This is a genomic window from Paenibacillus sp. SSG-1 (assembly GCF_002224835.1).
GTDB classification, from domain to species: Bacteria; Bacillota; Bacilli; order Paenibacillales; family Paenibacillaceae; genus Paenibacillus_AQ; species Paenibacillus_AQ favisporus.
In genome coordinates this window covers 2892504-2905625 of sequence record NZ_MBRK01000001.1, presented here as the reverse complement: position 1 = coordinate 2905625, position 13122 = coordinate 2892504, and the positions used below count along the sequence as shown (strand labels likewise).

The 13122-nt window shown below is 44.9% G+C and carries 13 protein-coding genes; 11 read left to right on the top strand and 2 right to left on the bottom strand.

All coding sequences use genetic code 11. The annotated features are described in order from the left end of the window. Positions 1 to 141: 141 nt before the first annotated feature. Complete coding sequence (locus BCV73_RS13415; RefSeq protein WP_179231991.1) at positions 142 to 906, top strand: alpha/beta fold hydrolase; 765 nt, start codon at positions 142 to 144, stop codon at positions 904 to 906. Positions 907 to 1007: 101 nt separating this feature from the next. Here BCV73_RS13415 and BCV73_RS13410 read toward each other — a convergent pair whose 3' ends face one another. Then, positions 1008 to 1811, bottom strand: coding sequence for an AraC family transcriptional regulator (locus BCV73_RS13410; protein ID WP_218828138.1), 804 nt, complete (start codon positions 1809 to 1811; stop codon positions 1008 to 1010). 99 nt (positions 1812 to 1910) lie between these two features. Between BCV73_RS13410 and BCV73_RS13405 the strand changes: the two genes are divergently transcribed. The 10 genes from BCV73_RS13405 (at position 1911) to BCV73_RS13360 (ending at position 12246) form a co-directional block, all read left to right on the top strand. Continuing rightward, entirely contained in the window at positions 1911 to 3839 is a 1929-nt protein-coding gene (locus tag BCV73_RS13405) for a glutaminase domain-containing protein (RefSeq protein ID WP_179231990.1), read from the top strand. A gap of 311 nt (positions 3840 to 4150) precedes the next feature. Further along, positions 4151 to 4453, top strand: a complete 303-nt coding sequence (locus tag BCV73_RS13400; protein WP_089547484.1) for an IDEAL domain-containing protein — start codon at positions 4151 to 4153, stop codon at positions 4451 to 4453. 219 nt (positions 4454 to 4672) lie between these two features. After that, positions 4673 to 5155 carry a DUF2975 domain-containing protein gene (locus BCV73_RS13395; RefSeq protein ID WP_089547483.1) on the top strand — a complete coding sequence of 161 codons (483 nt, stop codon included), beginning with the start codon at positions 4673 to 4675 and terminating at the stop codon, positions 5153 to 5155. Positions 5156 to 5331: 176 nt separating this feature from the next. Continuing rightward, the gene (gene rarD, locus BCV73_RS13390) at positions 5332 to 6210 is read left to right on the top strand and encodes an EamA family transporter RarD (RefSeq protein WP_089550238.1); all 879 of its coding nucleotides are present in this window, start codon (positions 5332 to 5334) and stop codon (positions 6208 to 6210) included. Positions 6211 to 6383: 173 nt separating this feature from the next. After that, positions 6384 to 6827: a MarR family winged helix-turn-helix transcriptional regulator gene (locus BCV73_RS13385; RefSeq protein ID WP_076165084.1), complete on the top strand. Its 444-nt coding sequence runs from the start codon at positions 6384 to 6386 to the stop codon at positions 6825 to 6827. Between the two features lie 96 nt (positions 6828 to 6923). After that, on the top strand, positions 6924 to 7904 hold the full coding sequence (locus tag BCV73_RS13380; protein WP_089547482.1) for an aldo/keto reductase: 981 nt from the start codon (positions 6924 to 6926) through the stop codon (positions 7902 to 7904). 34 nt (positions 7905 to 7938) lie between these two features. Then, positions 7939 to 8817, top strand: coding sequence for an SDR family oxidoreductase (locus BCV73_RS13375; RefSeq protein WP_089547481.1), 879 nt, complete (start codon positions 7939 to 7941; stop codon positions 8815 to 8817). A gap of 499 nt (positions 8818 to 9316) precedes the next feature. Beyond that, positions 9317 to 9841, top strand: a complete 525-nt coding sequence (locus tag BCV73_RS13370) for a GNAT family N-acetyltransferase (protein WP_089547480.1) — start codon at positions 9317 to 9319, stop codon at positions 9839 to 9841. A 392-nt stretch (positions 9842 to 10233) separates the two neighbouring features. Further along, positions 10234 to 10458, top strand: a complete 225-nt coding sequence (locus tag BCV73_RS35795; protein WP_256992846.1) for a hypothetical protein — start codon at positions 10234 to 10236, stop codon at positions 10456 to 10458. 294 nt (positions 10459 to 10752) lie between these two features. Further along, on the top strand, positions 10753 to 12246 hold the full coding sequence (locus tag BCV73_RS13360) for an alpha/beta hydrolase family protein (RefSeq protein WP_089547479.1): 1494 nt from the start codon (positions 10753 to 10755) through the stop codon (positions 12244 to 12246). Between the two features lie 87 nt (positions 12247 to 12333). Here the strand turns inward: BCV73_RS13360 and BCV73_RS13355 are convergent, their stop codons facing one another. After that, complete coding sequence (locus BCV73_RS13355) at positions 12334 to 13044, bottom strand: SDR family NAD(P)-dependent oxidoreductase (RefSeq protein WP_076165100.1); 711 nt, start codon at positions 13042 to 13044, stop codon at positions 12334 to 12336. Positions 13045 to 13122: the final 78 nt, after the last annotated feature.

Below are 13122 nucleotides of genomic sequence, written 5' to 3'. Positions count from 1 at the left end.
TGGAAGACGACAAGAACATGGTTGAAGATAGCAATCCAAAAGAACTTAGAAACATTTGCTGTGATACTATTAAAAATACCAGTCGTCCGTAGGTAAACTTGAATGGACGATCTTACAAATATAACGCAAGGAGGCTTAAGCATGAGTGGAAAAAAATGTGGTTATGAGAAAGTAAATGGACTACATATGTATTATGAAATCCATGGGAGTGGTAAACCACTAATTTTGCTCCATGGGCAGTTTGCGACTGCCAGCATGTTCGATCCCATATTACCGGAGTTGGCTCTTCACCGCCAGGTAGTTTTAATTGAACAGCAGGGCCATGGTCATACCGCAGACATTAACCGCCCCTTAAGTTTTGCTCAAATGGGTCGTGACACCGCTGAACTTGTGAGTCAATTAGGAATCACGGAAGCGGATGTGTTTGGATACAGTGCTGGTGGAACAGTCGCACTGCATCTGGCGAAGTCTAATCCTCACCTTGTTCGCAAGCTGGCACTAGCCTCGACTATTTATAGTATGGATGGCTATTTTCCCTATATCGTCGAAGGCATAAAACATGCTTCTGCCGAATCTTTTCCATTACAGATGAAGCAAGAATACGAACGTGTAGCCCCCCATCCTGATAACTGGTCCAAACTTATTGCCAAAGGTGCAGAAATGGCGAATAACCCGAATACTGAGGATTTTCTTGAGCCGACGCAATTGCAACAAATTACCGCACCCGTTCTGCTTGTCATTGGAGACAGAGATATTATTCGCCCAGAGTACGCCAATGAAATGGCAGAGCTGCTTCACACCAACCTCATCGTAGTGCCTGGAGATCATGTTTCGTATATTTCTGCTCAACCTCAGATTTTGCTCGGTCATCTAATAAAATTTTTCGAGTTATCCCATAACCAGTAAAGCCTAAAGCCTTTGGTATCACCGCAGCGGCTTCTGATGATGTCCGGGTTAAATCCGGCGAATTCCAGCGATGGGTAGAGAGCCTTGGTCGTCATTCTTTATTATTTAATCTGCCGATACTCTGAAGGGGAAACACCGGCGATGGATTTAAAGACAGAGGAGAAATAATGTTGATCGGCGAAATTCAGCTTGTTTGAAATTTCGTTAATGCTGAGATGGGTATTCAGTAAATATTGCTCGGCCAATTCAATTTTATGTTTGCGAAAATAGGCGTAAGGCGTAATCCCGTACGTTTCCCGAAACATCTTGATCATATGATTTTTCGAATAGCCGAGTTGCTCACACAGATCGTCCAAATCCACTTTATTCTCGATATTGCCGTCCAGATACGACTTGATCTGCTCGGATATGGTTGGGGCTTTATGTTTTAAATGGTTTTTTAAGCGCAATACGATTTTAAGAAGAAGGACGGTTACTTCGTCTATAAAGCTGGGATAGTCCATATGTGTGGCCGACGAAAGATTAATAATTTCATTCATATAGGAAAGAATGTTGCACTCCTTGATGAGATACGTATTTTCAGGGAGATAATGTTTGAATAAAGATTCGGCAAAATCACCATTAAAAATAATCCAAATTTTAATCCAGGGCTGATCTTCGCTGGAATAATAGATATGGTCGCTGTTTTTAGTCAATATGTAAACGTCGTTTTTCTGAGGGTACAGCGTTTGGGAATTGATCTCTAGAACGCCGCTGCCGTCGATGATATATTCAAACGAGTACAGGTTTTCTCCATGGCGTTCGATCCGGTAATTCTTATCACAGTAAGAGATGCCCGACATGAGCACATTGAGTGGAAGCTTGGAATCATTAAGATGCCAAAAATTGAAAATGGTTTCGTTCATCATGATAATCCTCACATTTACAATGATAAATCCTATTAAATTACGTTTTGGAACATGATAAATTATACACTAAGAAACGCATTAATGGGAGGAATCCAAATGAATCTTCGTGCACCAGCTGTTCCGCTGATTACGGTTGACCCTTATTTTTCCATCTGGTCCATGGCAGACAAGCTCAATGAATCGGACACTAAGCATTGGACGGGCAAACCTCACCGGATGACCGGCACTGTGCTGGTTGATGGGAAAGAATATGTTTTCATGGGCATTAAGCCGGATAGCCTGCTTATGGAGCAGACAAAATTGGATATTCATGCTTTGTCAAGCCAATACGAGTTTGCATGCGATGAGATTCGGCTAACCGTTACGTTCACGACTCCATTGCTGTTGGATGATTTGAAGCTCATGTCCAGACCGGTGTCTTATATACATGTGACAACCGAGTCGAACGACGGGAAAAAACATGACGTCACAGTTGCCATCACTGTAGATGCAGAGTTATGCCAAAACTTGAAATACGAGTTTCCGACCGTGTACACGGATCTGAGCGAACCTGGTTTTACTTGCGGCAAGGTGGGCAGCAGCATTCAGCATCCGTTAACCAGAAGCGGGGATGATCTTCGAATTAACTGGGGCTACGTCTATCTCGCATCCAATCATAGCGGCGCTTCAGTAAGCGCTTCCGAAGATATAAACCTCTACGGAACCGTAAATCATGCCATGGGGCTATCGATCGTTCTGGATACGGAGCAGAATGCAGAAGGGCTTTTTGCAGTCGGCTATGACGATATTAAATCGATCGAATATTTTCACGAAAAGCTAGATGCCTATTGGAGAAAAGACGGAGAGACGATTGAAGAGGCGATAAAGCAGGCGCTAAATGAATATGATACGTTGTATGAAAAATGCGAACAGTTTGCTGAAAAATTGTATCAAGACGCCTCGGCTTCGGGAAGCGAAAAGTATGCAGACCTGGTATCCCTCGCTTACCGGCAAGCGATTGCCGCCCATAAAATCGTAGTGGGTCCGGATGGAGAAGTTCTGTTCATTTCCAAGGAGAACTTCAGCAATGGCTGTGCGGCTACGCTTGACGTGACTTACCCATCCATTCCACAATTTTTGCTATACAATCCCGAATTGGTGAAAGGGATGCTTCGGCCGATATTCAAGTACGCATCAACCGATGTTTGGCATTTTGACTTTGCTCCCCACGATGTGGGCACTTACCCGCTTCTGAATGGGCAAGTGTACAGCAACGGAACTACACCCGACTGGCAAATGCCGGTTGAAGAATGCGGCAATATGTTAATATGCGCTGCGGCTGTCGCGATAGCGGAGCAGGATGTTTCATTTGCGCAAGAAAACTGGGGACATCTTGAAACTTGGTGTCAGTACTTGATCCAAAACGGCATCGATCCGGATAACCAGCTGTGTACGGACGATTTTGCAGGGCACTTGGCCCATAACTGCAACTTGTCGCTTAAAGCGATTATGGGTATCGCCAGCTTTTCTATCTTGAACCGCATGGCAGGAAACGAGGAAAAGGCAGAGGAACTCATGGAACTCGCCCGATCGATGGCGGAGCAATGGAAGTCTATGGCTGCAAACGATGACGGTACATTCCGTCTGGCGTTCGATCGCCCCGGCTCTTTCAGCATGAAGTATAATGCCATCTGGGATAAAATCTTCGGCCTGAACTTATTTCCTGAAGATACGTTCAAGGCAGAGACGCAAGCCTATATCGAGAAGCATTCGGGTACCTACGGCCTTATGCTGGACAATCGCAACACCTACACCAAATCCGATTGGATCGTGTGGAGTGCCGCGCTCTGTGAAGACAAGGATGATTTCAATACGATCATCGATCGGTTATGGCTCGCTTACGATCAATCGGAGAGCCGCGTTCCGATGACCGATTGGTACCAGACGACCGACGCGAAGATGGTTGGTTTCCAGAACAGATCGGTACAAGGCGGGTTATTTATCAAGCTTCTTATGGATAAGGAGATTTGCAAGCTTCAATCGTAGTCAACGACTTGCATTAGAATAGCGAAATAGTCAAATCCCCCTTTGAGTATTTATTCTGAAGGGGGATTTGCTGTCTTCAGAGGACAAGGTAGATATCAGCTGGAAAATCACATTGCGTGCCAAGAAAGCCAATGGTGACAACGTTGATTTGAGTTAGAGATCCGCGTTCCAATAATATAAACTGACCAGACGCTAACCAAAGGTAGCTTGGAATAATAAGGGGCTTTTTTCTAATTTGATGACATGAAGCATAAACATAAACAAAGGCGAACCTTTAATTCTAAGTAACAGATTCATTGGAGGCTGATGGGATGATGACCGAAGGAGATTGGGTATTTGCCAGCTACAGAGGGCAGAAGGTCACCGGCTTTTTGTTGCTGATGCGGGAATCCACGGTTTTGGTTCAAGCCACAATTCCAAATGATTTGGGAATTATCGAAGTTTCTACGGATCGGGTTTCTTGGAATAACAACGCTGTAATATGCATGGACGATTTACCGGAACTTATAGATCTCTCCTTGGATTGGAAAGATAAAGAGTGGTTTGAGAAGTGGACACACGAACTATCGTTATGTAAGCGGTTAACGGATCAAAATGTATCAATGAGGTCGTGAATGAGCTGGCTCGGTGTTAGACCAATGCTATATCTGAGCTGCAGGCGTTAAGCTAACGGACAGTTTTGTTGAATGAGTTGTAAATTTAACATTTTAAAGTAAAAGCATTTCTTTATAATGAGAAATGCTTTTTGTTTTATAAAAACGATATTAATTTATTGTAAAACAATAAATTATGTGGCAAAGTAAAAACTGACATCAAATAAGTGAGGTGCACTTATGAAACGAGGAACAACACTCTTTTTGAAGATGGCTGTTATTATGATTGGGATACCCATTCTCGCAATTTGCATATTTTTAGTGCCTAAGATCGGGAATTTAGCTGGAGAATTGTATCCCAAAATAGCTTATATGAAATCTCTCGTTTTAATGGATATGTACGCAGCAGCGATTCCTTTTTACTTTGCTCTGTATCATGCCTTTTCACTTTTAAGCTATATTGATAAGAACCAAGCGTTCTCGGAATTATCGGTAAAAGCATTAAAAAATATAAGATACTGTGCCATCACAATCAGTACTCTGTACCTGTTAGGTATGCCACTCTACTATCTCTTGGGAAGGAGAGTTGACCCTCCAAGTTTCATACCAATGGGATGGGTCATTATTTTCGCCTCTTTGGTGATCGCTGTGTTTGCTGCGGTTCTCCAAAGACTTTTACAAGAAGCGATTCATATAAAATCAGAAAATGATTTAACGGTCTGAAGTGGAGCATATTTTCAAAGCAAAAGCGGTTCGTTTTTCGACATTAGAACCGATAAGTAAGGGGTTGGATTGTCAGCCAGGTGAAAATGGGGGCTAATATATTAATCTCTTTACTTAAACGATGATCGAGGCGTATAATCCGTTAAGACATCGGAGTAAGGAGAGGGAAATTGATGATGAACAACGGGTTGGTTAATGCGATTATCGCGTATATCATGTGGGGGGTTCTCCCGCTTTATTGGAAGTTGTTTAACGATGTGCCGGCAGGCGAGATACTGTCACATCGGGTTGTCTGGTCGTTCGTCTTTATGGGTATTTTCGTCGCAGTCCAGCGTCGCTGGGGTGACATGAAACGGATTGTGTCTAGCCGCTCGCTCCTGCTGTCGCTCACCGCTAGCGGACTGCTGATCGCTGCCAATTGGCTCATCTTCATCTGGGCGGTCAACAACGACCATGTCGTTGAGACAAGTCTTGGCTATTATTTGAACCCGTTGGTGAACGTGCTGCTTGCGGTTGTCTTCCTTCGTGAGAAGCCAAACCGTGGCCAATGGCTCGCGATTGCCATTGCTGGCGCCGCGGTGCTCATCATCGCCATCGACTACGGACGGTTCCCATGGATTTCAATCTCACTGGCCGCGACGTTTGGCTTGTACGGCCTCGCGAAGAAGAAGATCGGACAAGACGCTTCTGTAGGCTTGCTGTCGGAGACAGCTGTAGTCCTGCCCGTTGCGCTTGGCTACTGGATCTATTTGGCCGCCGTGGGAAAAACGACAGCATGGACGCTGCCTGTGTCCACTTTCGTCGAACTGCTTCTTTCCGGCGTGGTAACAGCGCTACCGCTGCTTTTCTTTGCGCGTGCGGCCGCCCGGATGGCCCTGTCTACACTCGGCTTCGTACAATATATCGGGCCGACGATCATGCTGTTACTGAGCGTATTCGTGTTCAAAGAATCGGTCTCGCCGGTTCTTCTCATCGGCTTTGCGCTCATCTGGACAGCGCTTGTCGTATACGCTGCAGCATCGGTTCGCGGCACGAAACTCGCGAAGGCTCGATGACGGCGGCAAAATGTCTACCCGGTACCGTTATATCAGCCATTTCCGTCCGCTGGGGGGAGATGGCTGTTTTCTGTTCGGGGTTAAACGAACTGCGTACAATTCTTACGTGTTATTGACAAAAATAAATACCCCATATATAGTGTAGTCATCTACATGAATTCAAGGAGAAACCTATGCCAAGCGTTTTCGAAATGTACCCCTATAGCCTATACATCAAAGTCATTGCACAACGTGTCCGGGAAATCATCGACCAGCTTCTGAAAGACCACGGCTTGAATAGCTCGCAAGCGATTCTTCTCTCGCATATTCATCAATCCATAGAGGAGCATATAGAGATCAATCGAAAGTATCTTGAAAAAACAATGGCTTTAAGCGGTCCGTCTGTGACGAATTTATTGAACGGTTTGGAAAAGTCCGGATTCATTACGCGTAATAGCAACCCTAAGGATGGACGCAACCTCCGTATTGACATAACAGATAAAGCCAAACAATTTCTTAGCGAGAGGAGTGATGCCTTCTCGAAATCTGAAGAATTGATCACACAAGGGATGTCTGATGCCGAAAAAGCCATGTTTGTTTCTTTGCTGACCCGTGCTTTTGAAAACGTCGAAAAATAGCCGCCGAATGGATGAGTTTACCACATGTGATTATTTTTTTGAACAATTATGTAGACGGCTACATAATTTTATTTTAAAGTTCAGGAGGTTTCCATAATGAATGATCAACCAAGCGGACTGGAGCTATCCGGAATCGGACTCGGCTGCGGCCATATGTCAAATGTCAATGAAGCTGTCAAAAGTGCAGGCGTTGCTGCTATTCATACCGCTTTTGAGAGTGGAATCAATCATCTCAACACTGGGGACTTTTACGGTGCCGGCCGAAGCGAGATGGTCATCGCCGAAGCGCTCAAGGGGTACAAAAGGGATGACTATTTTATATCACTGAAGTTCGGTGCATTGAATACGCCGAGCGGCTCCTTGTACGGACTGGATGTTTCCCCCCATCATGTTAAAAACTTTCTTGCCTATTCGCTCACACGACTCAATCTTGACTATATTGATCTGTATCAGCCCGCAAGAATTGATCTGGGTATTCCTGTAGAAGAAACGATCGGCGCCATTTCCGATTTGGTTAAGGCCGGCTATGTCGGACAGATTGGAGTCAGCCAAGTTGACGCAGAAACGTTGAGAAGAGCGCATGCGACGCATCCGATCAGCTGGGTGGAAGTCGAATACTCGCTTTTTAACCGAAGCATCGAGAAAGAACTTTTGCCGACTGCGAGGGAATTGGGCATCGGCGTTGTTGCTTTTGGGGCATTGGCTCATGGTCTTCTTGCCGGCCAATGGACAGATGAGCGGATCGAAAAGAGCAAGGGCGGCTATGTTCCGTTGTTTTTTGAAGAGAATATAGGAAAGAACGTTGCCCTGGCCAAAAAACTGGAAGAGATCGCCGTAAAAAAACAAATGACGTTATCCCAACTGGCGTTTGCATGGATATTATCCAAAGGGGAAGACATCATACCGCTTATCGGTACCGTATCGCCGGTTCATCTTCAAGAAGCTTTGCAATCACTCGATATTCATTTGACCGAAGAAGATATCAGGGAAATTGAAGATGCAATACCAGAACAGGAGATCGCCGGCGCTTCTTTTCCCAATATGCAATTTAGAAACGGGAAGACTGTTTCCGTATAAACACGATCATACAAATGAAAGGATGTTGTTTGTTATGATTATCGTTACCGGAGCCAATGGGAAATTGGGGCGGGCCGTGGTAGAACAACTACTCAAGCGTGTACCAGCCGAGGAGATCGGTGTCAGCGTCCGCGATCCGAATCAATCACAAGAGCTTCGAGAACGCGGAGTTCGTGTCCGTCGGGGCGACTACGACGATGCCGAGAGTCTGCACCACGCTTTTGAGGGGGCGTCACAGGTTCTCATCGTTTCGTCCGGCATCATGGGCGAGGCTGACATCCCGCATGGCATTCAGCAGCATCAAACCGCGATTGACACGGCAAAGAGGGCAGGAGTTACTCGGGTGCTATACACAAGTCATATAGGTTCTTCCCCAACATCACACTTCGCCCCTATGATTCACCATGCGGCTACGGAAAAACTGCTGAAAACTTCAGGTATGGCCTTCACATCGCTCCGTAACGGCTACTACGCCGCATCGGCACTCCTGTTGATCGGTGGAGCCATAAAAACAGAGGAACTGATCGCTCCTGAGGATGGTCCGGTTGCCTGGACAGCCCACTCCGATTTGGCCGAGGCTGCGGCGGCGATCATCAGCGAGCAGAAACTGGATGGCATAACCCCCAATCTTACGGGATCCGAGGCCATTGACATGGAAGGGATTGCGTCAATCGCTTCCGAGGTCTTGGGGCGGACCATCCGCCGAATCGTTGTGTCGGACGAAGAGTTTCGAGACCGCATGATGGCTCAAGGCGTGCCGGAAGCGAGTATAAATATGCGGATGGGGATGTTTCTGGCAAGCCGGCAGGGCGACTTCGCACAAGTCGATCCGGTTCTGGCTGATTTGATCGGCCGGCCTCCGAAAAGTTTTAGAGAGGTCCTGAAAGAGTCGATTTCTCAACAGCAAGGTTGATTGCGTTAAAATATGCTAATAGGTGTAAGACGACAAGAACATATACGCTTAATAGCCGCGTAACTGCGGCTTTTTTTGTTTTAACGATATATGTTCTTGTCAAACCCGACGACAAGAACATCATGGTTTACCGAAGCAATTCGACGTTCATTTGGACCCTCCGTTCTCGGGTTTCGCAAGTAGTTCTATCATGATATGATAGTAGCCGGTCAGAATGACCACCTGCTTTAAATTACTTTATAGGATAGTTTTAATGAGATGCATCATATAACTTTTATTCTTCGGAACAAGCATTAGGGGGACTTTGGTGGATTCGAAATTCCAAAGCGAAAGTAATACATTAGAACGATTGCCGTGCATACAACTTTAAGTATAACCATTCTTGACCCACCTATTTTTTAAACCAAAGTATATACTAATGTTAATATGCACATATACAGTACTAAAATATAGTTTGCACTAGGTTAATGCCTTTATTAGTAAAGGAGATAAGGAAAAGATGACTGATATCAATAAAATATTGATTCGAAATGCCGTGGAATCTGAGCAAGACATCATAAGAGCCATAGTTGAAGAGGCAAATGAGGAATATGCCCGAACAATGAGTGATTCAATGCGCGAAGAGTATAATCGGAGATTAGTGACGACGCTTGGAATAAAAGAATCTGTAGAGCGAATTGTCGTTGAGTCTGGTGGAAATATCGTGGGTAGTGTTCTATTGTATCATTCGACATCTAGTGCAAGTGAAAGGGTAGTTCGAAATCCTGGTTGGGCTGAGTTACGATTGCTTGCCGTGCATCCGTCGATGCGTGGCCATGGAGTAGGAGCTTTGCTTGTACAGGAATGTATACGACGCGCTCAAGTTAATGGCGAGAGGGCAATAGGATTGCACACAAAGGACGAAATGCATTCTGCTGTTCGTCTCTATGAGCGTCTTGGCTTTACTCGCTTTCAAGATCTTGATTTTAGTCCAGCTTCAGGAGTACTATTAAAGGGATATTGCTATAATTTGGATAATCGATAAGTCAGTCTCATGAATGCATGACGGTTTTTTGTAAGAACGCATGGCAGTAATGCATACATATGACAAATGACCAAATCATGTTCTAGAGACTTCTCTCCAATAAGGTTCCAACTTGTTTGGTCTTCACTTAAATCCACATTTTCTGCCCATATTGTTGAAGCAGAGTAAACAAGGAGGAAAAGATAATAGAGTTTATAAAAAATCAATTAGAACAAGACATTATTTCAACAGCGGAGAGCTTTGCGGAAAATTTTTCGGATCGAGGTCATTTTGATTTTAGTATCCAAAGTCTACGAAAGCTAGACGATATTCTCGAAGAGTTATGTGATTATAAACTGGATAACGATGCATTGAATTCTGTTTCGTCTATGGCTGGGAGTTATATCTTTGAAGTGGCAAGAAGGAATTATGGAGGCCAATACTACTGGGTACAGGATAGAGACCAACCGGTTTTGGTTACCGGTGAGCCTGATTATTCAATTTCTATATTTGCATTTGATAAAGTTAAAGGCAGAATTCAGAACGGTAAAGAAGATGAGATTCCATATTATTTTGACGGCTATATTGAGGCAGTTAAAAAAGGTAAGAAAACCGGATACCGTGCTACTATAGTTTAGAACTCATGATCCCAATACAGTGAAGGACAAAAGTTCGTGGTTACATTCGATATGAATGTGCCAGGCGAACAGTCGCAGCAATAGGCAGGAGAAACAAGTACCTCTTTACATTCAGGGCTTTTACGCTGACCCCGACTCATGTTCGGGGCTTTTTTTGTTTTGTATGGATGATTGCGTAGACAGTAAGCGTCTTACTAATTTGAAAGGGAGATGTAAGGAAAGTCGATAGCTTAGGCCAGCCTCGCAGGATAACATTGGAGCAAACGAAAAGATTTTCTTAATGGAGGAATCGAGATGAGGCTGTTTGAACTGTTGCTTTTGTTGTCAAACATCGGCTTGTTTATCATAACAGTCCTATTGAAAAAAGGACGGCGTCGAGTTCCAGTATTCGTTGTAAGCGGGATCGCCACACTTGTACTGGTCATTCATTGGACGGTGGAAGGATACAGAGTTCAGCTCTTATTCTCGTATGGTATAACGATCATGTTTTTAGCCATATCAGGTTATCGTTATTTTAATAAAAAAGGTCCAATGAAAATCCCGCGATTTATGTTGGGTTCAGTTTATACCTCTATAGCAATCATGCTGGTCGTCACAACGGGTCTCATGTATGCCTTTCCAGTGTTTAAACTACCTGAGCCGACAGGCAATTTTAAGGTGGGTACTCAAACTTTTCACCTCGTGGATACAAAAAGGGATGAGATTTTCGACGAAGCTAGAGATCGTAAGAGAGAGTTGATGGTTCAGGTATGGTATCCAGCTCAAGCAGGCACTGGCAAATACGATCCCTTTATTCCCGATACCCCGATTTTACGTTATATGGCTGCGAACTATGGCCTTCCCGGGTTTACATTTCAACACCTGAAGTATGTATCCAGTCATGCTTATTCAGATGCTGATATTTCTTCGGCACAGACATCATACCCGCTGATCCTTGCGAATCCCGGCAACGGTTCTTCCAGGTTCCTCCACACGTCGCAAGCCGAAAATCTCGCGAGTCACGGTTATATCGTAGCGGTGATTGACCACACCTACAATACATTTGCAACTGAGTTTCCGGACGGTCGAATCACGACCAGCACAACCGACCATTTATTCTCGCCCGACCATGATTACGCGACGGAAAGAGAAAATCGCGACAAGTTGGGAAAAGTGTTAACCGACGATGTGGCTTTTGTGCTGGACCAATTCGAGCTCATCCAATCGGGGCAGATACCAAGTCAACTACATGGGAGGATTGATCTCGGTCATGTCGGAGTGTTCGGTCATTCCATCGGCGGAGCGACAGCCTATGATGCTGCTTACGATCCGCGTATTGCGGTGGGAATAGACCTTGATGGAGGGCTTTATCGTCTTCGTGACAAAGAGGGGCTGCGAAAGCCAGTTTTATTCATCAACTCGGAAAGCTATTTCGAACAATTAACAAGGGTGATGAATAACCGGGCCTACTCGGATGAAGAGCTTAACCGTATGGGGTCAACAAGAGAGTGGGAGGATCAAGTAGCGGCGGATAAAAAGGTGGAGCTTGAACGGATGCGCGAAACGGTTGAGGAGGGGGGACAAGTCCTCTATATCGAGAATACGGAGCATTTGAATTTTACTGACATACAGTTCATTTCTCCGATTTTTAAGATGCTGGGCATAACAGGGAAAATGGTGCCGGAGAGAGCGAACACCGTTATCAATGCCTATATGCTGGATTTCTTCGATATGTATTTGAAAAATCAAGGCGGAATCTTAATGAAAGGAGCGGATAGCCGCTTTCCGGAGGTGAACCGGATGCGATAATGAAGAAGGGAAATCCATCTAGGATCTCCCTTCTCTGACTGCATGTTTTAGACCAGTAGCCTGCTAAACGCAAGGCTTAGAAGTTAATTACCAAGCGTAAATGCCTTTCTCATCCAGAAACTCACCGTTATGACGTTTGCCATCTATGGCATAACCCACGATAATGGCAGCAGCAGCTTCCTTGGATTTACCGCCTGCGGCATTGCCGTTGAGATCGGTGGTTGTAAACCCTGGCGTTACCGCAAATACTTGAGCGCCGCTGTTTCTAACTTCATATGCCATCGATAAGGTCATGGCATTGTTTGCCGTTTTGGAGGAATTATAATCAAAAGCGTTTAGAGTGGATTCCGCATTTTGCATATGATCCAGGGAGGCCATGTCGGTTGAGACGTTGATGATGGTTCCTTCGTTGTTCTTGATCAACGGGAACAGACGCTGGTTCAAACGGAAAGTACCGAAAAAGTTAACTTCAAAGGCGTTCCGCAAATTCTCCTCTTTAGTATCCGTAAACGAGCGTGAGAATGCACCAGGCATGCCAGCGTTGTTAATCAGCAGCTTCAGGTCAGGATAGTTTTGTTGGATCGTATTGGCAGCTTGTTCGATAGACTCTAAGGATTCCATATCTACTTGTACAAATTCTACGTCGAGCCCTTTGGAAGTCAACTCAGATACGGCTGCTTCGCCGCGTTCGGCGCTGCGGGCGCCTAGAATGACTTTCCAGCCGGCTTCACTCAGCTGCTTAACGATTTCAAATCCGATTCCTTTATTGGCTCCGGTTACGAAGGCGGTTTTTTTCATTCAAATCCCTCTTTCTGTATAATGGTTATGCTACCTGATTTATAAGTTACTATGCTACACTTAGTGTAGGTCAACATA

Excerpts from the sequence above, each read along its gene's own strand:
- BCV73_RS13380 (WP_089547482.1), top strand. The coding sequence starts at position 6,924 with ATGAATGATCAACCAAGCGGACTGGAGCTATCCGGAATCGGACTCGGC.
- BCV73_RS13360 (WP_089547479.1), top strand. The coding sequence starts at position 10,753 with ATGAGGCTGTTTGAACTGTTGCTTTTGTTGTCAAACATCGGCTTGTTT.
- BCV73_RS13370 (WP_089547480.1), top strand. The coding sequence starts at position 9,317 with ATGACTGATATCAATAAAATATTGATTCGAAATGCCGTGGAATCTGAG.
- BCV73_RS13415 (WP_179231991.1), top strand. The coding sequence starts at position 142 with ATGAGTGGAAAAAAATGTGGTTATGAGAAAGTAAATGGACTACATATG.
- BCV73_RS13410 (WP_218828138.1), bottom strand. The coding sequence starts at position 1,811 with ATGAACGAAACCATTTTCAATTTTTGGCATCTTAATGATTCCAAGCTT.
- BCV73_RS13400 (WP_089547484.1), top strand. The coding sequence starts at position 4,151 with ATGATGACCGAAGGAGATTGGGTATTTGCCAGCTACAGAGGGCAGAAG.
- BCV73_RS13395 (WP_089547483.1), top strand. The coding sequence starts at position 4,673 with ATGAAACGAGGAACAACACTCTTTTTGAAGATGGCTGTTATTATGATT.
- rarD (WP_089550238.1), top strand. The coding sequence starts at position 5,332 with ATGAACAACGGGTTGGTTAATGCGATTATCGCGTATATCATGTGGGGG.
- BCV73_RS13375 (WP_089547481.1), top strand. The coding sequence starts at position 7,939 with ATGATTATCGTTACCGGAGCCAATGGGAAATTGGGGCGGGCCGTGGTA.
- BCV73_RS13385 (WP_076165084.1), top strand. The coding sequence starts at position 6,384 with ATGCCAAGCGTTTTCGAAATGTACCCCTATAGCCTATACATCAAAGTC.
- BCV73_RS13405 (WP_179231990.1), top strand. The coding sequence starts at position 1,911 with ATGAATCTTCGTGCACCAGCTGTTCCGCTGATTACGGTTGACCCTTAT.
- BCV73_RS13355 (WP_076165100.1), bottom strand. The coding sequence starts at position 13,044 with ATGAAAAAAACCGCCTTCGTAACCGGAGCCAATAAAGGAATCGGATTT.